The organism is Actinomadura miaoliensis, from assembly GCF_039536785.1.
GTDB lineage: Bacteria > Actinomycetota > Actinomycetes > Streptosporangiales > Streptosporangiaceae > Spirillospora > Spirillospora miaoliensis.
In genome coordinates this window covers 66,802-87,222 of sequence record NZ_BAAAZG010000039.1, presented here as the reverse complement: position 1 = coordinate 87,222, position 20,421 = coordinate 66,802, and the positions used below count along the sequence as shown (strand labels likewise).

At 73.0% G+C, this 20,421-nt stretch carries 17 protein-coding genes; 12 read left to right on the top strand and 5 right to left on the bottom strand.

Features of this window, described 5'->3' with window-relative positions:
• Positions 1 to 36: 36 nt before the first annotated feature.
• Together ilvD and ABD811_RS25875 are read right to left on the bottom strand one after the other, a co-directional pair.
• Positions 37 to 1,893 carry a dihydroxy-acid dehydratase gene (gene ilvD / locus ABD811_RS25880; RefSeq protein ID WP_344952655.1) on the bottom strand — a complete coding sequence of 619 codons (1,857 nt, stop codon included), beginning with the start codon at positions 1,891 to 1,893 and terminating at the stop codon, positions 37 to 39.
• A 298-nt stretch (positions 1,894 to 2,191) separates the two neighbouring features.
• Entirely contained in the window at positions 2,192 to 3,019 is an 828-nt protein-coding gene (locus tag ABD811_RS25875; RefSeq protein ID WP_344952653.1) for a nuclease-related domain-containing protein, read from the bottom strand.
• 225 nt (positions 3,020 to 3,244) lie between these two features.
• Between ABD811_RS25875 and ABD811_RS25870 the strand changes: the two genes are divergently transcribed.
• Positions 3,245 to 4,675: an amidase gene (locus ABD811_RS25870; protein ID WP_344952651.1), complete on the top strand. Its 1,431-nt coding sequence runs from the start codon at positions 3,245 to 3,247 to the stop codon at positions 4,673 to 4,675.
• 21 nt (positions 4,676 to 4,696) lie between these two features.
• Positions 4,697 to 6,841 carry a 4-alpha-glucanotransferase gene (gene malQ, locus ABD811_RS25865; RefSeq protein WP_344952650.1) on the top strand — a complete coding sequence of 715 codons (2,145 nt, stop codon included), beginning with the start codon at positions 4,697 to 4,699 and terminating at the stop codon, positions 6,839 to 6,841.
• Between the two features lie 35 nt (positions 6,842 to 6,876).
• On the opposite strand, the gene pepN is transcribed toward malQ, so the two are convergent.
• The gene (pepN, locus tag ABD811_RS25860) at positions 6,877 to 9,411 is read right to left on the bottom strand and encodes an aminopeptidase N (protein ID WP_344952648.1); all 2,535 of its coding nucleotides are present in this window, start codon (positions 9,409 to 9,411) and stop codon (positions 6,877 to 6,879) included.
• A gap of 171 nt (positions 9,412 to 9,582) precedes the next feature.
• On the opposite strand from pepN, the gene ABD811_RS25855 reads away from it, so the two are divergent.
• The 7 genes from ABD811_RS25855 (at position 9,583) to ABD811_RS25825 (ending at position 14,600) form a co-directional block, all read left to right on the top strand.
• Positions 9,583 to 10,197: a mycothiol-dependent nitroreductase Rv2466c family protein gene (locus ABD811_RS25855; RefSeq protein ID WP_344952646.1), complete on the top strand. Its 615-nt coding sequence runs from the start codon at positions 9,583 to 9,585 to the stop codon at positions 10,195 to 10,197.
• A 143-nt stretch (positions 10,198 to 10,340) separates the two neighbouring features.
• Positions 10,341 to 11,036 carry an energy-coupling factor ABC transporter permease gene (locus ABD811_RS25850; RefSeq protein WP_344952644.1) on the top strand — a complete coding sequence of 232 codons (696 nt, stop codon included), beginning with the start codon at positions 10,341 to 10,343 and terminating at the stop codon, positions 11,034 to 11,036.
• 14 nt (positions 11,037 to 11,050) lie between these two features.
• Entirely contained in the window at positions 11,051 to 11,362 is a 312-nt protein-coding gene (locus tag ABD811_RS25845; protein WP_344952642.1) for a PDGLE domain-containing protein, read from the top strand.
• On the top strand, positions 11,363 to 12,127 hold the full coding sequence (cbiQ, locus tag ABD811_RS25840; RefSeq protein WP_344952640.1) for a cobalt ECF transporter T component CbiQ: 765 nt from the start codon (positions 11,363 to 11,365) through the stop codon (positions 12,125 to 12,127).
• Positions 12,128 to 12,141: 14 nt separating this feature from the next.
• Positions 12,142 to 12,951, top strand: a complete 810-nt coding sequence (locus ABD811_RS25835) for an energy-coupling factor ABC transporter ATP-binding protein (protein WP_344952638.1) — start codon at positions 12,142 to 12,144, stop codon at positions 12,949 to 12,951.
• Positions 12,952 to 13,098: 147 nt separating this feature from the next.
• On the top strand, positions 13,099 to 14,040 hold the full coding sequence (locus ABD811_RS25830) for an ATP-binding protein (RefSeq protein WP_344952636.1): 942 nt from the start codon (positions 13,099 to 13,101) through the stop codon (positions 14,038 to 14,040).
• A gap of 83 nt (positions 14,041 to 14,123) precedes the next feature.
• Positions 14,124 to 14,600 carry a ribose-5-phosphate isomerase gene (locus tag ABD811_RS25825; protein WP_344952634.1) on the top strand — a complete coding sequence of 159 codons (477 nt, stop codon included), beginning with the start codon at positions 14,124 to 14,126 and terminating at the stop codon, positions 14,598 to 14,600.
• A gap of 43 nt (positions 14,601 to 14,643) precedes the next feature.
• On the opposite strand, the gene ABD811_RS25820 is transcribed toward ABD811_RS25825, so the two are convergent.
• The gene (locus tag ABD811_RS25820) at positions 14,644 to 14,865 is read right to left on the bottom strand and encodes a hypothetical protein (RefSeq protein WP_344952633.1); all 222 of its coding nucleotides are present in this window, start codon (positions 14,863 to 14,865) and stop codon (positions 14,644 to 14,646) included.
• Positions 14,866 to 15,146: 281 nt separating this feature from the next.
• On the opposite strand from ABD811_RS25820, the gene ABD811_RS25815 reads away from it, so the two are divergent.
• Entirely contained in the window at positions 15,147 to 16,262 is a 1,116-nt protein-coding gene (locus ABD811_RS25815) for a PP2C family protein-serine/threonine phosphatase (protein ID WP_344952631.1), read from the top strand.
• Positions 16,263 to 16,373: 111 nt separating this feature from the next.
• Here ABD811_RS25815 and ABD811_RS25810 read toward each other — a convergent pair whose 3' ends face one another.
• The gene (locus tag ABD811_RS25810) at positions 16,374 to 17,780 is read right to left on the bottom strand and encodes a protein kinase domain-containing protein (protein ID WP_344952629.1); all 1,407 of its coding nucleotides are present in this window, start codon (positions 17,778 to 17,780) and stop codon (positions 16,374 to 16,376) included.
• A gap of 395 nt (positions 17,781 to 18,175) precedes the next feature.
• Here ABD811_RS25810 and ABD811_RS25805 point away from each other — a divergent pair, with 395 nt between their 5' ends.
• Both ABD811_RS25805 and ABD811_RS25800 read left to right on the top strand, forming a co-directional pair.
• Positions 18,176 to 18,706 carry an NADPH-dependent FMN reductase gene (locus tag ABD811_RS25805; RefSeq protein ID WP_344952627.1) on the top strand — a complete coding sequence of 177 codons (531 nt, stop codon included), beginning with the start codon at positions 18,176 to 18,178 and terminating at the stop codon, positions 18,704 to 18,706.
• Between the two features lie 231 nt (positions 18,707 to 18,937).
• The gene (locus ABD811_RS25800; protein ID WP_344952625.1) at positions 18,938 to 20,326 is read left to right on the top strand and encodes a sensor histidine kinase; all 1,389 of its coding nucleotides are present in this window, start codon (positions 18,938 to 18,940) and stop codon (positions 20,324 to 20,326) included.
• Positions 20,327 to 20,421 lie beyond the last annotated feature (95 nt).

Genomic DNA, 20,421 nt, shown 5'->3' with positions numbered 1-20,421 from the left:
GGGGCCGGGCCCCGTGGCCGCCGCGCGGTGAAGCGGTCAGTTGCCGCCCAGCTGGGTGATGTCGCGGGCGGCGCCGGTGGAGGCGGAGGTGGTCATGGCGGCGTACGCCTGGAGGGCGGCGCTGACCGGGCGCCGGCGGTCGCGGGGCCGGAAGCCGCCGAGGTCGGCCAGCAGCTTCTCGCGGCGGGCGGCCAGCACCTCGGCGGGGACGTCCAGCTCCAGCGTGCGGCGCGGGATGTCGATGACGACGCGGTCGCCGTCCTCGATCAGCGCGATGTCGCCGCCCGCGGCGGCCTCGGGGGAGGCGTGGCCGATGGACAGGCCGCTGGTGCCGCCGGAGAACCGGCCGTCGGTGATCAGCGCGCACGCCTTGCCCAGGCCGCGCCCCTTGAGGAAGCTGGTCGGGTAGAGCATCTCCTGCATGCCGGGGCCGCCCTTGGGGCCCTCGTAGCGGATGACGACCACGTCCCCGGGCTTGACCTTGTCGCCGAGGATGCCCTCGACGGCGTCCTCCTGGCTCTCGAACACCACGGCCGGGCCGGAGAAGGTCCACAGCTCCTCCTCGACCCCGGCGGTCTTCACGATCGCGCCGTCGGGGGCGATGTTGCCGTACAGGACGGCCAGGCCGCCGTCGGTGGTGTAGGGGTGCTCGGCGTCGCGGATGCAGCCCTCGGCGCGGTCCAGGTCGAGGGACTCCCAGCGCGCGCTCTGGCCGGAGGCCCGGGTGGTGCGCTCGCCGCCGGGCGCGGCGTGGTACATCTCCACGGCCTCGGGCAGCACGTCGGGGGAGCGGATGTCCCACTGGGCCAGGAACTCGGTCAGCGACGCCGAGTGGACGCTGTGGACGGTGCGGTTGAGCAGCCCGGCGCGGTCGAGCTCGCCCAGCAGCGCGGGGATGCCGCCCGCGCGGTGGCAGTCCTCGACGTGGTACCTGGCGGTCGCGGGGGCCAGCTTGCACAGGCACGGCACCCGGCGCGACAGCTCGTCGATCTCCTTGAGGCCGAAGTCGACCCGCCCCTCGCGGGCGGCGGCCAGCAGGTGCAGGATCGTGTTGGTCGACCCGCCCATGGCGATGTCGAGGGCCATGGCGTTCTCGAACGCGTCGCGCGTGGCGATGTTGCGGGGCAGGACGGAGTCGTCGTCGCCGTCGTAGTAGCGGCGGGCGATCTCCACGACGGTGCGCCCGGCGTCCTCGTACAGGCGGCGGCGCTCGGTGTGGGTGGCCAGGACGGTGCCGTTGCCGGGCAGGGCCAGGCCGATCGCCTCGGTGAGGCAGTTCATGGAGTTGGCGGTGAACATGCCCGAGCACGACCCGCAGGTCGGGCAGGCACTCTCCTCCATGCGGGCCAGCGCGTCGTCGGAGACCGAGGAGTCGGCGGAGGCGATCATCGGGTCGATCAGGTCGAGCTTGTGGCCGCCCATGACGCCCTCGACCGGCTTGCCCGCCTCCATCGGCCCGCCGGAGACGAACACGGTGGGGATGTTCAGCCGCATCGCCGCGATCAGCATCCCCGGGGTGATCTTGTCGCAGTTGGAGACGCAGATCAGCGCGTCGGCGCAGTGCGCGTTGACCATGTACTCGACCGCGTCGGCGATCAGCTCGCGGGACGGCAGCGAGTACAGCATGCCGCCGTGGCCCATGGCGATGCCGTCGTCCACCGCGATCGTGTTGAACTCGCGCGGCACGCCCCCGGCCTCGCGGACGGCGCCGGCGACGATGTCGCCGACCTCGCGCAGATGGACGTGGCCGGGCACGAACTGGGTGAAGCTGTTGGCCACCGCGACGATCGGCTTGCCGAAGTCCTCCCTGGCCACGCCGGTGGCGCGCAGGAGCGCGCGGGCGCCCGCCATGTTGCGTCCGTGGGTGACCGTTCGTGACCTGAGCGGGGGCATGATGCTCCTCGGCGTGCTGACGTTCTGTGGTGGTGATCTTACGTCGCAGCGGCGGATCGCGCCCTGCCTGGGGGTCCGTGCCTCCCGTCCCTTCGGGGAGGCGGCCCGCCGGCCCGGCAGAGGTCCCCTGGGGGGTCGGCCTCTCGATGCTATCAACGCCGCTGGTGTGCGGGGCTGCCCCGGGGCGCCGAGAAGGCCGGACGAGAACACGGCGAGGGCGCCCCTGGAATCGGGGCGCCCTCGGAGCCGGAGCCCGGCGGCGGGCCCGCGGCCGAGCCGTCCGGCCGGACGTGTCCGGTCAGGCCGTCTCCTGCCGCTCGTCCTCCTCTTCGCGGTAGATCGGCGGCAGCGTCTCGCTGGCGACCTTGTAGATGCGCCGCACGTCGGTCTCGGTGAGGATCTTGGGGCGGCGGCGCAGGTAGCCGCGCGCCTGGTTGCCCGCGTAGACGTCGACGTCGCGCACCCGCATGACCTTCCACGGGATCGACGGCCCGTAGATGGCCACCGAGGGCTGCACGGGCACCTCGAAGCCCACCCGTTCGGACAGCATCCGGCTGGCCTGCTCGGCCTCCCAGCGCGCCTCGTCCAGGCGGTCCTTCTTGTTGAAGGGGCCGTGGAACAGCTTGAGGTGCGACATGGTCCGCACGGGCAGCCGCTTGTCCCACTTCTCCGAGTCGATGGCGTAGACGCCGCTCGGGCCGATGACCAGGTGGTCGATGCGGCCGTCGCTGACGCCGTCGGTGTCGCGCGGCACCGCCCGGGCGTGCAGCACCAGGTAGCCCTTCTTCTCCAGGGCGCGCAGCTGCCGCTCGGTGCGGCGCTCGGCCGCCGACGACTTCTGCCAGGCCGCCACGCTGGACGAGGTGCGGGCCCGGCGGACGACGTCGGCGATGACCGCCAGGATCGCGGCGGTGAGCCCGATGCGCAGGTCGAACACCACCGCGAAGACGATGCCCACCACGACCGCCACGCCCGCGCGCACCGCCCAGCGTCGGATCGTGGGGTCGTTCAGCAGCTCACCGTAGGTCTCGGGCCTCGGCGGCAGCCGGCCCGGCTTCTTGTCGGGCTCCGGGGAGGGCCGGCCGCGCGCCTCCTGGCCGTCGTCGCCCCGCTCCATGATCGCCATAGGTGACGCTCCGTATTCCCTTCGCGTCGGAAGCATGATCCTCCGTGCGCAGAGTAATCATTGTCGCCGTTCCGCGACTAGTCATGCCGGGTTAATACTTTTGTCGCCGCTTCAGGGCGATTCGCCGGTGCGTCACTCGGGTAGGACAACTTTCACCCCCTCTTCGCGGCGTGCCGTCCTTGTCATCTTTGATGCCGGCGGCCACGCCGTCTACCGTTCGACGGTGTGACACTTCCCCACGACCTCACCGTGCTGCGCCAGGCGGCGGCGATCCGGACCCGCGAGCTGTCCCCGCTGGAGCTGGCCGACCACTATCTGGACCGTATCGAGCGGCTGAACGCCCAGGTGGGCGCCTATGTGACGGTGGACGCCGAGTACGTGCGCGAGCAGGCGCGGGCGGCCGAGAAGCAGGTGCTGGAGGCCGCGGGCCCCGAGGAGCTGCCGCCGCTGCACGGGGTGCCGATCCCGATCAAGGACCTGAACATGGTGAAGGATGTCCGGGTCACCCTGGGATCGCAGGTTTTTTCCGATCTGGTGGGGTTTGCCGACGACAGTGTCGTGACACTCCTGAGGCAGGCCGGATGTGTCCTTCTCGGCAAGACCACAACACCCGAATTCGGCCTGCCCTGCTATACGGAAAGTGCCGTCGCGCCCCCCGCTCGCACCCCGTGGGACCTGGAACGGTCCGCGGGCGGCTCCAGCGGCGGCGCCGCCGCGGCGGTCGCCGCCGGCCTCGCCCCCGCCGCGCAGGGCAGCGACGGCGGCGGCTCGATCCGCATCCCCAGCAGCGTGTGCGGCCTGTTCGGCATCAAGCCGACCCGGGGCCGCGTCTCCCAGGGCCCGGTCGTCCCCGACCTGTTCGGGCTGTCGACCAACGGGCCGATCGCCCGGAGCGTCCGCGACGCGGCCGCGCTGCTGGACGCGATGGCCCGGCACATGCCCGGCGACCTGTACATGGCGCCGCCGCTGCCGGCGGGGGAGACCTTCCTCGGCTACGCCGGCCGCCCGCCGGGCCGGCTGCGCATCGCGCGCAGCGCCGAGCCGGCCGTCCCCGGCACCGAGGTGCACCCCGACTGCCTGGCCGCCTACGAGGAGGCGTCGGCGCTGCTGGAGGAGCTGGGGCACGAGGTGGTCGAGCTGCCCCGGGTGCTCGGCGCCGACCTGGTGCCGATCTTCGAGACGCTGTGGGGCGTCATGGCCACCCTCACGCCCGTCGAGCCCGACAAGGAGCACCTGCTGCAGCCGCTGACCCGCTGGCTGCGCGAACGCGGCAACGCCACCGGCGCGCCCCAGCTGTTCCACGCGCACGCCATGCTGCAGTCGGCGCTGCGCCGGGCGTTCCCCGTGATGAACGAGTTCGACGCGATCCTGCACCCGACCCTGGCCCAGCCGCCCCGTCCCCTGGGTTACTTCCACGACCAGGAGCCCGAGGAGAACTTCGCGCGGCAGAAGGCGTTCACCCCGTTCTGTGCCGTGTACAACGTGTCGGGGCAGCCCGCCGTCAACGTGCCGCTGCACTGGAACGCCGACGGCCTGCCCATCGGGGTGATGCTCGCCGGGCGCCTGGGCGGCGAGGGCACCCTCATCTCACTGTCGGCGCAGCTGGAGGAGGCCCGCCCCTGGATCGACCGCAAGCCGCCCATCTGGAAGGCCTGACTGCGTCCCGGCCCAGGGGGCATGTTCCCCCCTGTGGTGAACGAGCAGGTGAACGAGCGCGCGGTCGACGAGCAACTGCACAGGCTGGCCCAGGCCCACTGCGTCGCCAGCAGCTACAAGGACTGGCGAGAACGGGAAACCCCCGTTCCCAAGGAGACCCTGGTGGCGGTGCTGGCCGCCTTGGGCGTGGACGCCTCCACCCCCGGCGCGGTACGCGATGAGCTGGCACGGCTGGAGGAACAGCGGCGTCAACGGCTGCTTCCTCCCGTCGTGGCGTGCCGTCGCGTACCCGGCGCCGACCAGATCCGCGTGCCCTCGCAGACCGAGGTGTCGGTGGAACTGGCCGACGGCACGACCCTGACGCCGCCCCCCGCGTCCCCAACGGCCGAAGGCCACCTCGCCTACACACTGCCGTCTGAAACGCCGCTGGGGTGGCATCGTGTGCGCGCACGCAGGGGTTCGCAGGAGCAGGACGCCGCGTTGCTCGTCGCCCCAGACCGGCTGCGGACCCCCGAACGGGTGTGGGGGTTCACCGCCCAGCTCTACTCCGTACGGTCCCGGGCGTCCTGGGGGATGGGCGACCTGCACGACCTGGCGCAACTGGCGGCCTGGAGCGGCCGGGAGCTGGACGCGGGCTTCGTCCTGGTCAACCCCCTGCACGCGACCGAACCCACGCCGCCGATCAACCCATCCCCCTATTCGCCGATGAGCCGCCGTTTCGCCAGCCCCCTCTACCTGCGCGTGGAGGACGTGCCCGAGTACCGGGACCTGTCCGCGGACGACCGGGAGCGCATCGCCGCCCTGGCCGCCCCCCTGCGCCAAGACGAACGCCTCATCGACCGCGACGCGGTCTGGACGGCCAAACGCCAAGCCCTGGAAACCCTGTACCGCGTCCCTCGCACCCCGTCCAGGCAGCAGGCCTACGAGTCGTTCCGCCAACGTGAGGGCACGGCGCTGACCGCGTTCGCCACCTGGTGCGCCCTGGCCGAGGAGCACGGCAACGACTGGCGCCGCTGGCCGTCCGTCCTGCGGGACGCCGACAGCCCCGCCGTGGCACGCGAAGCCGAACGCCTGGCACCCTGCGTCGACTTCCACGCATGGCTCCAATGGCAGCTCGACGAACAGCTCACCGCCGTCCAGCGAACCGCAACCGCCTCAGGGATGCCCATCGGCATCATGCATGACCTGGCGGTGGGCGTGACCCACTCCAGCGCCGACGCCTGGGTGTACCGGGACGCCTTCGCGGAGGGCATGAGCGTGGGGGCGCCCCCCGACGAGTTCAACCAGCGCGGCCAGGACTGGGGCCAGCCCCCATGGCACCCCCAGCGCCTCGCCCAGGCCGAGTACGCCCCCTACAGGGACATGCTGGCGGCCTCCCTGCGGCGCGGGGGAGGGCTGCGCATCGACCACGCCATGCAGGTGTCGCGCCTGTGGTGGGTGCCCGAAGGCGGCTCACCCGCGGACGGCACGTACGTCGGCTACGACCGCAACGCGCTGCTGTCCTGCCTCACCTGGGAGGCCGCCCGCGCCGACGCCGTCATCGTCGGCGAGGACCTGGGCACCGTCGAACCCCAGGTACGCGAGGACCTCGCCGAACGCGGCGTCCTGGGCACGTCCCTGCTGTGGTTCGAACGCGACCGCGCCGGCAGGCCCAAACCCCCCGGGCAGTGGCGGGAACTGTCGCTGGCCACCGTCGGCACCCACGACATGCCGCCGATCACCGGGTTCCTGCATGGCGACCACGTCGCCCTGCGCGACCGCCTCGGGCTGCTCACCCGCCCCGCCGCCGACGAGGCCGCCGACCACCGGCGGCTGCTGGCCGGCTGGCTGGCCCTCCTGCACGCCGAGGGCCTGCTGGCCGACCCGCCCGACGCCCTGCTGCGCGCCGTGGCCCGGGGCGCGCACGACCACGACGAGGCCGCGGCGGCCGCCCTGCACGCCCTGCTGGCCCGCACCCCGGCCCGTCTCATCGGCGTGTCCCTCGCCGACGCGGTGGGCGAGCGCCGCACCCAGAACCAGCCCGGCACCAGCGACGAGTACCCCAACTGGCGCGTCCCCCTCGCCGGCGCCGACGGCCGTCCCGTCCCGCTCGACGACCTGCCCGCCGACCCGCGCGTCGCCGCCGCCGTGGCCCCGGTCAGGGCCGCGACGCGGACGCGGGCGTGACCACCGCCGTGACCACGCCCGCGTCCACCTGGGGATCAGGAGGCGGCGGCGTCCCTGGCCTGGGCGCGCAGGGCCCGGGCCACGCCGTCGCGGCCCTCCGACAGCAGCCGCACCAGCGCCGCGGGCGGCCGGTGCTCGGCGATGTAGGACTCGGTGCGGTCGATCGTCGCCTGCTCGATGATCAGGAACGGGTAGGCGACCTCGGCGAACGTCTGCGCCATGTCGCTGCTCCACTCCTGCCAGATCCGGCCGACCTCGGCGAAGTACCGGTCCGCGTACGGGCGCAGCAGCTCGGCCTGGTCCGGCTCGACGAAACCGCCCAGCGTGGCGCGGTACACCGCGTTCGGCAGCTTCCCGGAGGTGATCCGCTCCCAGGCGGCGGCCTTGGCCTCGGCGGTCGGCAGCGCGGCCCGGCAGGCGGCGGCGTTCCGCTCGCCCGCCGCGGTCGGGTCCCGCTTCAGCTCGGCGTCGATCTCGGCCTCGCCCGCCCGGCCCGTGACCACCAGGCGGCGCAGCAGCCCCCAGCGCAGGTCGGTGTCGACCGTCAGGCCCTCCAGCGACTGCGAGCCGTCCAGCAGGCCGGTGACGAACGCCAGGTGCTCGTCGGTCTCGGCGACGCCGCTGAACGCCTGGATGTAGGCGAGCTGGAAGTCCGAGCCCGCCTCGGCCTCGCGGGCCAGGTCGTACAGCGCGTCGGCCATCAGCCGCCGCCCCTCCGGCCGCCACGCCGGGTCGGCGTACTGCTGCAGCGCCGTGCGCGCCTGCCGCAGCAGCGTCTGCGTCACCGAGATGTCCGTCACGCCGCGGATCCCCGACAGGACGAGCCGGACGTAGTCGCGGGTGGCCATCTCGGCGTCCCGGGTCATGTCCCAGGCCGCCGACCAGCACAGCGCCCGCGGCAGGCCGTCCCTGATCTCCCCGATGGCCTCGATCAGCGTGCGCTGCGAGGTCTCGTCCAGCCGGATCTTGGCGTAGGTGAGGTCGTCGTCGTTGACCAGCACCAGATCGGGCCGCCGCTCGCCGACCAGCTCCGGCACGTCGGTGCGGTCGCCGACCACGTCCAGCTCCACCCGCCTGCGCCGGACGATCCCGTCGGGCGTGCGGTCGTAGAGACCGATCGCCACGCGGTGCGACCGCAGGGTCGGGTACTCGGCCTTGGCCTCCTGCCGGACGCTGAACGCGGTGAAGTTCCCCTCGCCGTCCACCTCGTAGACCGGACGCAGCGTGTTGACCCCCGCCGTCTCCAGCCACTCCTTCGACCACGACTTCAGGTCGCGGCCCGAGGTCTCCTCCAGGGCGTCCAGCAGGTCGCCCAGGACGGTGTTGCCCCACGCGTGCCGCTGGAAGTAGCGCCGCACGCCCTCCAGGAAGTTGTCGCGCCCCACGTACGCCACGAGCTGCTTGAGGACGCTGGCGCCCTTGGCGTAGGTGATCCCGTCGAAGTTGACCTCCACCGCGCGGATGTCGGGGATGTCGGCGGAGATCGGGTGGGTGGACGGGAGCTGGTCCTGCCGGTACGCCCACGCCTTCATCAGGTTGGCGAACGTCGTCCAGGACCCCGTCCACTTGGTGGCCTCGGCCTGGCACAGGACGCTCATGTACGTGGCGAACGACTCGTTCAGCCACAGGTCGTCCCACCAGCGCATGGTGACCAGGTCGCCGAACCACATGTGGGCCATCTCGTGCAGGATCGTCTCGGCGCGCCGCTCGTAGGCCGCGTCGGTCACCCGCGACCGGAAGACGTAGTCCTCCAGGAAGGTCACGCAGCCCGCGTTCTCCATGGCGCCGGCGTTGAACTCGGGCACGAACAGCTGGTCGTACTTGGCGAACGGGTACCGCCGGTCGAACACCTTCTCGAAGAAGGCGAAGCCCTGCCGGGTGACGTCGATGATCGCGTCCGCGTCCAGGTGCTCGGCCAGCGACGCCCGGCAGAACACCCCCAGCGGGATCACGCTGCCGTCCTCGCGCCGGTACTCGTCGCGCACCACGTGGTACGGCCCCGCCACCAGCGCGGTGATGTAGGTCGACACGCGCGGCGTCGGCGGGAAGTGCCAGCGCCCGCCCTCCTGGCCGTCGGGGGCCTCGTTGGTGACGACCTGCCAGCCCTCCGGAGCGATCACCGTCAGCTCGAAGGTCGCCTTCAGGTCCGGCTGGTCGAAGCAGGTGTACATGCGGTGCGCGTCGGCCGTCTCGAACTGCGTGTACAGGTACACGCTCTGGTCGACCGGGTCGACGAACCGGTGCAGGCCCTCGCCCGAGCGCGAGTAGGCGCAGTCGGCCACCACGCGCAGCTCGTTGCGCTCGGCCAGCGACGGCAGCGGCAGCCGGCCCTTGTCGGCGTCGTACGTCGCGGGGTCGAGAGACCGTCCGTTGAGCGTCGCCTCCCGCACGACGGCGCCGTGCAGGTCGACGAAGGTCGAGGCGCCCGGCTCGGCGCACCCGAACGATATGACGGTGGTGGACCCGAACCGCTGCTCATCCCTGGTGAGGTCCAGCTCGACCGTGTACGAGTCGACGCTGAGCAGCCGGGCCCGTTCCCGCGCCTCATCGCGCGTGAGGTTGCCTGCCACGTGCACTCCTTGGACGTCTTTGTATGTGGTTAGTCCATGTCTACCAACCGGCCGGGTCCCGGGTCCCCGCAGCACGGTCATCGGTTTCCCCGGGTTCGCCGGGGAATGGCCGCACGGGCCGCCGGGTTGGCCCGAATGACCCCTGAACCTCGCAGGCAGAGGAGGCCCGCCTTGTCGGAATCCGCCCGTACCCCGGTCGACTTCTGGTTCGACCCGCTGTGCCCGTGGGCGTGGATCACGTCCCGCTGGGTGCTGGAGGTGGCGAAGCACCGCCCGATCGAGCCGCGCTGGCACGTGATGAGCCTGTCCGTGCTCAACGAGGACAAGGACATCCCCGACGACTACCGGCGGATGCTGAAGGACGCCTGGGGCCCGGTGCGCGTGTGCATCGCCGCCGAGCAGAAGTACGGCGGCGAGGTCCTCGGCCGTCTCTACACCGAGCTGGGCACGCGCCGCCACCACGATCGGCGCAAGTTCGACCGGGAGATGCTGGAGGAGGCCCTGGCCGCGGCCGGCCTCGACCCCGCCCTGGCGGCCGCCGCCGAGTCCACCGAGTACGACGAGGCCCTGCGCGCCTCCCACAAGGACGGCATCGACCGCGTCGGCCAGGAGGTCGGCACACCGGTGATCGAGGTCGAGGGCTCGGCCTTCTTCGGCCCGGTCGTCACGCCGATTCCGCGCGGCGAGGACGCCGTCAGGCTGTGGGACGGGGTGCGCCTCGCCGCCTCCGTCGACGGCTTCTTCGAGTTGAAGCGCACCCGGACCCGGGACCCGATCTTCGACTGAGCACAGGCCGCTTCGACCGAGCACACGCCGCGGCCGCCGTCACCCGTCACTCACCGGCGGCGCCCAGGTAATTGCAAGCATCTTGCAGCTACCAGGAACGTGCATCACACTGTTCCTGCTGATTCGTACAGGTAGGTGGTGACATGCACGTACCGGACGGGTTCATCAACGCCCCGGTGTCCGTGGCGGCGGGAGTGGTGGCCGTCGGCGGGGTGGCGGTGGCGCTGCGCGGCGCCCGGCGTGAGCTGGACGACCGCACCGCGCCGCTGGCCGGGCTGACGGCCGCCTTCGTGTTCGCCGCGCAGATGCTCAACTTCCCGGTCGCCTCGGGCACCAGCGGGCATCTGCTCGGCGGGACGCTGGCGGCGATACTGGTCGGCCCCTACACGGCGGTGCTGTGCATGGCGGTGGTGCTGGGGATGCAGGCGCTGCTGTTCGCCGACGGCGGGCTCAGCGCGCTCGGCGTCAACATCACGATCATGGGGCTGGTCACGGTCGTCGTCGGGTACGGCACGTTCCGGCTGCTGCTGCGGGTGCTGCCCGCCACCCGTCCGGCGGTGACCGGCGCCGCGTTCGGGTCCGCGCTGGTCTCGGTGCCCGCCTCGGCCGCCGCGTTCACCCTGGTCTACGCGCTCGGCGGCACCACCGAGGTGCCGCTCGGCACGGTCGCGGGCGCCATGGTCGGCGTGCACGTGCTCATCGGCATCGGCGAGGCGCTGATCACCTCGCTGACCGTGTCCAGCGTGCTGGCGGTCCGTCCGGACCTGGTGTACGGGGCGCGCGGGCTGCTGCGCAGGCCGGAACTGCGCACGCGCGCCGCGTCGGGCGCCGGAGCCTGAGAGGCGGGGAGATCATGACCACCAAGCGTTTCTTCGTCGTCGCCCTGCTGGTGTCGCTCGTGCTGGCCGGGGGCGTCAGCTACTACGCCAGCAGCCGGCCCGACGGCCTGGAGAAGGTCGCCGCCGACAAGGGCTTCGACGCGGGGGAGAAGGACCACGCGCTCAAGGACTCCCCGCTGGGCGACTACGGCGTCAAGGGCGTGGACAACGCCCGGCTGTCGGGCGGGCTGGCCGGGGTGATCGGCGTGGGCGCCGTGCTGGTCGTGTCCGGCGGGCTGTTCTGGGCGGTGCGGCGCCGCCGGGCCCACGCGGACGCGGACGCCTAGATGGGCGCCGGCCACGCGCACCGCCTCTACCTGCCCGGGGCCTCGCCCGTGCACCGGCTGCCGCCGCAGTGCAAGCTCGTGGCGGTGCTGGTCTTCGTGCTGGCCGTGGTCGCCACGCCGCGCGAGCGGATCTGGGCGTTCGCCGGGTACGCGCTGCTGCTGGCGGCGGTCGCGGCGGTGGCGCGGGTGCCGTACGGGCTGGTGCTGCGGCGGACCCTGATCGAGCTGCCGTTCGTGGCGTTCGCCCTGCTCATGCCGTTCGTGGCGAGCGGGGAGCGGATCTCCTGGTTCGGGCTCTCGGTGAGCGAGGCGGGGCTGTGGGGCGCCTGGAACATCCTCGCCAAGGGCACCCTCGGGGTGGTCGCGTCCATCCTGCTGGCCGCCACCACCGAGCCGCGCCTGCTGCTGCTCGGCGTCGAGCGGCTGCGCATGCCGCAACTGATCGTCCAGATCGCGGCCTTCATGCTGCGGTACGCCGACGTGGTCACGGGGGAGCTGCGCCGGATGCGGATCGCGCGGGCCTCCCGCGGGTTCGAGGCGCGCGACCTGCGGGACGCGGGCGTGCTGGCGCGGTCCCTGGGGGCGCTGTTCCTGCGGTCGTACGAGCGCGGGGAACGCGTCCACCTGGCCATGGTCAGCCGCGGCTACGACGGCCGCATGCCGGCGCCGCAGGACGTCGGCGCCACCGCCGTCCAGTGGACGGCCGCCGCCGCGCTGCCGGTCGCCGCCGCCCTGATCGCCACGGCCGCCTGGATCACCCCATGACCTCGGAGCGTTCCATGACCACCTCGGACGAGCGGACGGCGACGGATCCCGCCGCGGAGCAGGACGACGCGGCGCCCCCCTCCCTGGAGGTACGGGGCCTGGCGTACGCCTACCCCGACGGCACGCAGGCCCTCTACGGCGTGGACGTCACCATCCGGCGCGGCGAACGCGTGGCCCTGCTGGGCCCCAACGGCGCGGGCAAGACCACGCTCGTCCTGCACCTCAACGGGATCCTGCACGGCGGCCTGGGGTCGGTGCGCGTCGCGGGCCTGGAGGTGGACGCCAAGGACAAACGGGCGCTGCGGGAGATCCGCCGCCGGGTCGGCATCGTCTTCCAGGACCCCGACGACCAGCTGTTCATGCCGACCGTCCGCGAGGACGTGGCGTTCGGCCCCGCCAACATGGGCCTGCGCGGCGATGAGCTGGACCGCCGCGTCCGGGACGCGCTGGAACGCGTCGGCATGCTCGAGGCCGCCGACCGGCCGCCGCAGCACCTGTCGTTCGGGCAGCGCCGCCGGGTCGCGGTGGCGACCGTCCTGGCGATGGAGCCGGAGATCCTGGTGCTGGACGAGCCGTCGTCCAACCTCGACCCGGCCAGCCGCCGCGAGCTGGCGGAGATCCTGCTGTCGCTGGACGTGACGGTGCTGATGGTCACCCACGACCTTCCGTACGCGGCCGAGCTGTGCCCGCGTTCGCTGATCCTGTCCGGCGGGATCATCGCCGCCGACGGCCCCACCCCGGACCTGCTGTCCGACGCGGGCCTGCTGGCCGCCCACCGCCTGGAACTGCCGTTCGGGTTCGATCCCGCGGCCATTCCCCGCTGACGCTCCCCCGGGACGTCCGCCCCACGGACCGCCGCCCGCGCGCCGGCGGTCCATTTCGGCGTTTTCCGCTTGGACGCACGGCGACGCGTCGTAGACTCGGTGTCACCTGAAAGTGGCAACGGTTTTCATTCCGATTCGGGGGTTTTCGTGAAGGTAGCCTTCGTCGGCAAGGGCGGCAGCGGCAAGACCACTCTGTCCTCGCTGTTCGTGCGGTTCCTGGCCGACCGCGGACTGCCCGTGGTGGCCGTCGACGCCGACATCAACCAGCACCTGGGCGTGGCGCTGGGCCTGGACGAGGGCCGGGCGGCCAAGATCCCGGCGATGGGCGACCACCTGCCGCGGATCAAGGAGTACCTGCGGGGCGCCAACCCGCGGATCTCCTCGGCGGCGGCGATGGTCAAGACGACCCCGCCCGGCGCCGGCTCACGGCTGCTGCGGCTGCGCGGCGACGACCCGATCCACGCGCTGGGCGAGGACGTCGACGGCGTCACATTGCTGGCCACCGGGCCGTTCAACGACGACGATCTCGGCGTGGCGTGCTACCACTCCAAGACCGGGGCGGTCGAGCTCTACCTCAACCACCTGGTCGACGGGCCCGGCGAGTACGTGGTCGTCGACATGACCGCGGGCGCCGACACCTTCGCCTCCGGGCTGTTCACCCGCTTCGACCTGATGTTCCTGGTCGCCGAGCCCACCCGCAAGGGCGTGGGCGTCTACCGCCAGTACACCGAGTACGCCCGCGACTACGACGTCGCCATCGCGGTCGTCGGCAACAAGGTGCAGGGCGACGACGACGTCGCCTACCTGCGCGAGCACGTCGGCGACGACCTGCTCACCTGGCTCGGCCAGTCCGCCGCCGTGCGCGCGCTCGAGCAGGGCCGCCACGGCGTTCCGCTGGAGGTCGGCAACGAGCGGGCCCTCGCCCGCATGCTCGCCGCCGTCGACGCCCGGGACAAGGACTGGGACAAGTACCAGCGCCAGGCCGTCGAGTTCCACGTCAAGAACGCCCGCAGCTGGGCCAACCGCGCCGTGGGCGAAGACCTGGAGGCCCAGGTCGACCCGGACTTCCGCCTGGCGCCCGCCCGCTAGCCCGCCGCCGTCCCCTCCGGGGCGGCCGACCTTGCTCGGGGGCGGGGTCCGCGGTGCCGCGCGGGCCTGCGAGAATCGGGCCCATGCGCGTGTTTCTTGGATGCGACCACGCCGGCTTCGAGCTGAAGGAGCACCTGGTCGCCTGGCTTTCGGCCAACGGTCACGAGCCCGTCGACTGCGGGGCGTTCGTCTACGACGCCGTCGACGACTATCCGCCGTTCGTGCTGAGGGCCGCCGAGCGCACCGCGGCGGAGCCGGGGACGCTGGGCATCGTCATCGGCGGCTCGGGCAACGGCGAGCAGATGGCCGCCAACAAGGTCAAGGGCGTGCGGGCGGCCCTGGTCTGGAACGACGACACCGCCCGGCTCGCCCGCGAGCACAACGACGCCAACGTGATCAGCATCGGCGCCCGCCAGCACGACCCGGAAACGGCCACCCGGTTCGTGCGCCTGTTCCTGGAGACGCCGTACTCGCAGGAGGAGAGGCACACCCGCCGGATCCGGATGATGAGCGACTACGAGCGCACCGGCGAGCTGCCGCCGATCTCCGTGGAGAGCTGACCCGGCCCGGGGGCGGCATCGCCGCCCCGCACGGCCAGGGCGCTCATTGGGGCCTGCGCACGCCGCCGCCGCGTTTACCGAGGCGGCGGCGTTCGTTCTTCGACGCTCGCGACCGCTTGGAGGCGTCCGCGGCGTCGGCCGCGCCTCCCGGGGCCGATGCCTGGTTCGGCGGGTTGGGCGGGTCCTCGTCGTCCGGCACGGGCCGGGACACGTCGCGTGCCCGCATCGCCGCGTCGACCGTGATCCGCATGCTGGGCTGGCCCACGTCCACCTCCTGGGGGTCGCGCGACGCGGAGGAGCCGCCGGCGAAGCCGTCTCTTCCGCGCCGCGGGGGGCGTGGGGGTCGTCCCCCACACAAAGCGGTTCGAGGTGGACACCATTGGACACCATGCGGCGGGGCGCTCGGCAAGACTCCGAGCCCGATGATCACCGAGCGTTACAGGTGGACATGTCGGGGCTGTCAAGTGCCAGTCTGGACCGTTGTAACAGGTCGTCCATGGCGCGGATGTCCGTCGGCACCGCCTGATGCCAGATACAGTGCCGGAGATGCTTCAACGTCTGGTCCACCTGCTTCCGCCGGGAGTCCGCGCCTTCCTGCGGCGGATTCCGCTGCTCGTGCGGATCTACGGGTGGCTGCGGCGGGGCAAGGCCGTCCGTGAACGCTACGTGTTCACGGCCCTGGCCGTGCTGGCGGTCGGGCTCGGCCTCGCGGCCACCGAGTCAAGGGCCTGGGCACCGCCCGCCGCCCTCGTCCTGACCGTGGTCGCCGGCGGGCTGCTGCTCAAGGTGCGCACCCTGGTCGCGCTGCTCGCGGTGGTCGTGGCCATGACCGCCTACAACGCCGTGGACGACCCGGCGGAGGTCGGTCCCGGCACGATCGCCACCCTGCTGATCACGGCGGTGCTGGCGCTCACCCTGGCCCGCACCCGCCAGCAGCTCGGCGTGCAGGGGCTGCGCGGCGACTCGATGCTGCTGGAGCTGCGCGACCGGCTGCGCCGCCAGGGCGAGCTGCCCGAGCTTCCGGGCGGCTGGGAGGCGCAGGTCGTGATGTTGCAGGCCGGCGGCTCGTCCTTCGGCGGCGACTTCGTGGTGTCCGCCCGCACGGGCGACACCCTGGAGGTGGCGCTGGTGGACGTGTCGGGCAAGGGCACCGACGCGGGCACACGGGCGCTGATGCTGTCCGGGGCCTTCGGGGGACTTCTTGGATCGGTCCAGCCGGACCGGTTCCTGCCCGCGTGCAACGACTACCTGCACCGCCAGCGCTGGGACGAGGGGTTCGTCACGGCCGTCCACCTGGTCCTCGACCTGTCCACCGGCGAGTACACCGTGGAGTCGGCCGGGCATCCCCCGGCCGTCCAGTTCGACTCCGGCACCGGCACCTGGCAGGTCAACGCCGCCAAGGGCGTGGTGCTGGGCGTCGTTCCCGACCTGCGCTGCGAGCCCGAGCAGGGCACGCTGCGCCCCGGCGACGCGCTGCTGCTCTACACCGACGGCCTGGTCGAGTCGCCGGGCCGCGATCTCGACGCGGGCATCGACCGGCTGCTGGGCGAGGCCGAGCGCCTGGTCCCGCAGGGCTTCCGCAAGGGGGCCAGAGAGCTGGTGCAGACGATGGCCGCCGCGCGGGACGACGACTGCGCGCTCGTCCTCATCTGGCGCAACTGAGCCCCGAGGCGCCCGCGTCCGCGCACGCGACTCCCAGGCGACCCCCGAGTCGCGGGCGTCCGAGCCTTTCACGCCTCCGTTCCCCCAAGCCGTTCCCGGCGTTCCCGCTGGTCAGGGGCGGCGCTGGTCGCGTTCGGCCGCACCCCGGCCCGCGCCGGTGCCCTTGGCCTTGAGGCCCTTGCCCTTGACGTTCCTGTTCGTGACGTCCGTGTCCGTGACGCGCGTGTCCTGGTCGCGCTCGGCGATCTTTCGGGGCGGTTTCGCCGGCCGGGCGGTCCTGAGCGCTTTGTGCGGGCGCTGCGTGGGCGTCCGCGCGACCTGCCGTCCGGTCGCGGGCGGGTCGGCGGGCGCGGGCCTGCCGGTCAGCGGCGCGCCGGGTGCGCGGGCGGGGGTGACGTCGCGGTCCTGGCCGCCCAAACCCATGATCAGCCCGCCGACCAGCACCGCCGCGACGGCGGCCCCCGCCCCGGCGAGGACGCGGACGCGGGCGGTCGACCGCGCGCCGACATGCCGGATCAGGCCGAACGCCTCGGTGTCGGGGCCCTCGTCGTCCTGGGCCGGACGCGGCCGCGGCGCTGCCACGGCCGCCCCGTTCACCGCGCGACGCGGCGGCGGCACGGGGGAGGACGCCCTGCTCGGACCCGGTTTGTCGGCGACAGGGGAGACGGGCGTGCCGGGCTGGCGGACGAGCGTGAGCATCAGGTCGGCGGTCGGCGGCCGCACGGCCGGGTCCTTGGCCAGCGCGGCGCGCACCACCGGCTCCAGGGCCGGGGGCAGCTCCGACAGGTCGGGCTCCTCGCGCATCACGCGCAGGGCGACCTCGGTCGGCTGGCCCTCGCCGAACGGCAGCCGGCCCGTCCCCGCGTAAACGATCAGGCAGCCCCAGGCGAACACGTCGGCGGCCGGCGTGGCGGCGCCGCCGGACAGCACCTCGGGCGCCATCCAGCCGGGCGTGCCGAGCACGGTGCCGCCGGTGGTGACCGTGGACGGGGAGTCCTGCGCGCGGGCGATGCCGAAGTCGATGACCCGGCAGCCGGACAGGGTGAGCATCACGTTGGCGGGCTTGAGATCGCGGTGCACCAGGCCCGCCGAGTGGATGGCGGCCAGCGCCGACGCCACGCCCACGGCCACGCCGTGCAGGTCGTCGGGCGGCAGCGGGCCGCCGGTGGTGATGCGGTGCTGCAGCGACATGCCGCCGACGTACTCGCTGACGATGTACGGGCGGCCCTCCTCCTCGCCGTGCGCCAGCACCCGCGCGGTGCAGAACGAGGCGACCCGTCCGGCCAGGACGGCCTCGTCGCGGAACCGGCGCCGGTAGGACGGCTGCGCGGACAGATGGGGATGAATGGTCTTGACCGCTACCCGCCGGTTGGAGTCCGGATCGCAGCCCAGGTAGACGGTCCCCATGCCGCCCGCGCCGATCCGGCCGAGCAGCGGATAGCCGCCCACCGCTCGGGGGTCGGCGGGCTCCAGGGGGCGTACGTCGTCGGGCGGGGAGCCGGTTGCGTGCGCTTCCATGCCGTACCTCGTGACCCCTTTCGACACCTGCATTCCGGCCTTCCCCGATCGCGTCCAAGTATGGTGCCGCATCCCCGATCGAGGGGGGACGTACGCGCAAACGTGGGAGGAAACGTGATCGTCACCTCGATGTAGCACTGAGTGCATGAACATCGGGCACAGTGGTTCGTGGATCGGCAACCGGCCGGCCTCGCCGGATCCTCCTCGGCGCGCGAGGCGCCGGTTGGCGGCACCGAAGGCGATGTCCGCGCGGACGGCACCCCAGGGGTGGGAGGTATCGTTCGCGCGGACATCGATCCGTTTCTCCCGTGTTCTCCCAGCTCAGATGCCGGACGGGGAACGCCGGGGCGCAAATCATGCAATACCCATTGACTTTGTAGGAAATCGGCGCCAGGATGACGGACGTGAGCTTCACGGTCATCGTCGGCAACCCCCGTCCCGCCTCCCGGACCGCGACCGCGGCGGCCGCCGCCGCCCGCGCCGTGGCCGAGGCGGCCGGGCTCCCCGACGCCCCCGACGTCGTCGACCTGTCGGCGCTCGGCCCCGCGCTGCTGGACCATCCCGCGCCGCCGGCCGTGACCGACGCGCTCGACCGCGTCCGCGCGTCCGATCTGCTGCTGGTCGCCAGCCCCACCTACAAGGGCACCTACACCGGGCTGCTCAAGGTCTTCCTCGACCTGCTGTCGCACCGGGCGCTGGCCGGCAAGGTGGCGCTGCCGCTGCTGGTGGTCGGCGCGCCGCAGCACGCGCTGGCCGTGGAGGTCCACCTTCGACCCCTGCTCGTCGAGCTGGGCGCGACGGTCCCGACACCGGGGCTGGCGCTGCCGGAGGAACGGCTCGTCGCTCCCGACGCCGTGCTGGCGGAGTGGGCCGGGCAGGTCGTCCCCGCCGTCCGGGGCGCTCCAGCGGCGGGGACTGTCCGGTGACCGGGGCGGTGTTGGCACGGCCCGTCCCGGTCACCGGCGACGTCCCCGCAGGTCACGGCGCATTCGCAGGCCGCGCAGAGGATGCCGTGCGGTCAGGTTTCGCCCCGCTGTCCCTCGGTTATAACCGGACCTGCTGATCGTTCGGTTTTCCCGTTTCGGCAGGCCCCCCGGCCCTCGGGAACCCGTCGACGCATCCAGTCGTAGGCGGTCGGGGACGGGAGGGCGCCGCGCATGCCACGTCGCCGACTGCGCTGCCCGCCCCCGTCGGAGTGGTCGCTGCGGATGCGGGTGACGGTCGCGGCGACCGTCATCATGGGCTGCCTGCTGTCGCTCGGCCTGGTCGGCTTCTACCTGGTCCTGCACTGGACCCTGCAGGACCAGGTGAGCCAGCGCGGGCGCGAGGCCCTCTACGACCTGGCCGCCATCGTCCGCCTGCACGACCCCCGGGGCGAGGACGTGCTGCGGACGCAGGTGGACGGGTTCATCCTGCTGCAGTCGGTGGACGACCAGGACCGGGTGCTGGCCGCCAGCGCGCCGCTGGCCGGGTACCCGCCGATCTCCCAGCTCCGTCCGTCCCGCCCCGGGGAGATCGTGAGCGAGCACCTGACCGTCCGCGGGGTCCGCAACAAGATCTACGTCTCGGCCACGCGGGTGCGGGCGCGCGCCGGATGGCGCACCGTCTACGCCGGGGCGCCCGAGTACAGCTACACCCCCGTCCAGCGGCTGCTCGCGGCGTCCCTGGGCGCGGGCGTCCCGCTGTCCATGCTGGTGATGGCCTGGCTCGTGTGGACCGCGGTGCGGCGGGCGCTGGCGCCGATGCGGACGATGAGCTCCGAGCTCGCCGCGATCAGCGGGGGCGAGCCGTACGGGCGGGTGTCGGTGCCGGGCGGGCACGACGAGATCGCCCAGCTGGGCGAGGAGATCAACCTGGCGCTGATGCGGCTGCAGCGGACGGTGGAGCGGCAGCGCGCGTTCACCGCCGACGTCTCGCACGAGCTGCGCAGCCCGCTGACCGGCCTGCGGGCACAGCTGGAGGACGCCCTGGAGCATCCCGAGGACGAGCAGTGGCCCGTGGTGGCGCGCGCCGCCCTGGACGACGCCGACCGGCTGCAGCGCATCGTCGCCGACCTGCTGCTCATGGCCCGCCTGGAGGCGGGCGTGCAGATCGAGCGGCGCCCGGTGGACCTGGGCGAGCTGGCCCGCGAGGAGCTGGCGCTGCGGCGCGGCGAGGTGCCCATCGAGCTGTCGGCGGAGCCGGGCGTGGTGGTGCTGGGCAGCCCCGACCACCTGCGCCGGCTGCTGGTCAACCTGCTGGACAACGCCGAGCACTACGCCCGCTCCCGGGTGTGGGTGCGGGTCCGCGCCCCCGAGCCGCGGGCCGCCGAGCTGGAGGTCCTCGACGACGGCCCCGGCATCGCCCCCGAGGACCGCGAGCGGGTGTTCCTGCGCTTCCAGCGGCTCGGCGGGACCCGGCGGCGCGAGCACGGCGGCACCGGCCTCGGCCTGCCGATCTCACGCGACATCGCCATCGTGCACGGCGGCAGCCTGCACGTGGTCGACAGCGAGCAGGGTGCCCGCCTCCTCCTCCGCCTTCCCCTGGCCCGTCCCCCCGACCGCTGACCCGTCCCATCCCGCCCCTGCGCGGACGCCCCCACGGCACACGCCACCCCCTCGCCTCACACGCTGATCATCCGCTGGACACACCGATCCCCGCG

Excerpts from the sequence above, each read along its gene's own strand:
- ABD811_RS25835 (WP_344952638.1), top strand. The coding sequence starts at position 12,142 with ATGACCACCTCGGACGAGCGGACGGCGACGGATCCCGCCGCGGAGCAG.
- malQ (WP_344952650.1), top strand. The coding sequence starts at position 4,697 with ATGTTCCCCCCTGTGGTGAACGAGCAGGTGAACGAGCGCGCGGTCGAC.
- ABD811_RS25815 (WP_344952631.1), top strand. The coding sequence starts at position 15,147 with ATGCTTCAACGTCTGGTCCACCTGCTTCCGCCGGGAGTCCGCGCCTTC.
- ABD811_RS25825 (WP_344952634.1), top strand. The coding sequence starts at position 14,124 with ATGCGCGTGTTTCTTGGATGCGACCACGCCGGCTTCGAGCTGAAGGAG.
- ABD811_RS25810 (WP_344952629.1), bottom strand. The coding sequence starts at position 17,780 with ATGGAAGCGCACGCAACCGGCTCCCCGCCCGACGACGTACGCCCCCTG.
- cbiQ (WP_344952640.1), top strand. The coding sequence starts at position 11,363 with ATGGGCGCCGGCCACGCGCACCGCCTCTACCTGCCCGGGGCCTCGCCC.
- ABD811_RS25800 (WP_344952625.1), top strand. The coding sequence starts at position 18,938 with ATGCCACGTCGCCGACTGCGCTGCCCGCCCCCGTCGGAGTGGTCGCTG.
- ilvD (WP_344952655.1), bottom strand. The coding sequence starts at position 1,893 with ATGCCCCCGCTCAGGTCACGAACGGTCACCCACGGACGCAACATGGCG.
- ABD811_RS25805 (WP_344952627.1), top strand. The coding sequence starts at position 18,176 with ATGACGGACGTGAGCTTCACGGTCATCGTCGGCAACCCCCGTCCCGCC.
- ABD811_RS25845 (WP_344952642.1), top strand. The coding sequence starts at position 11,051 with ATGACCACCAAGCGTTTCTTCGTCGTCGCCCTGCTGGTGTCGCTCGTG.
- ABD811_RS25875 (WP_344952653.1), bottom strand. The coding sequence starts at position 3,019 with ATGGCGATCATGGAGCGGGGCGACGACGGCCAGGAGGCGCGCGGCCGG.
- ABD811_RS25850 (WP_344952644.1), top strand. The coding sequence starts at position 10,341 with ATGCACGTACCGGACGGGTTCATCAACGCCCCGGTGTCCGTGGCGGCG.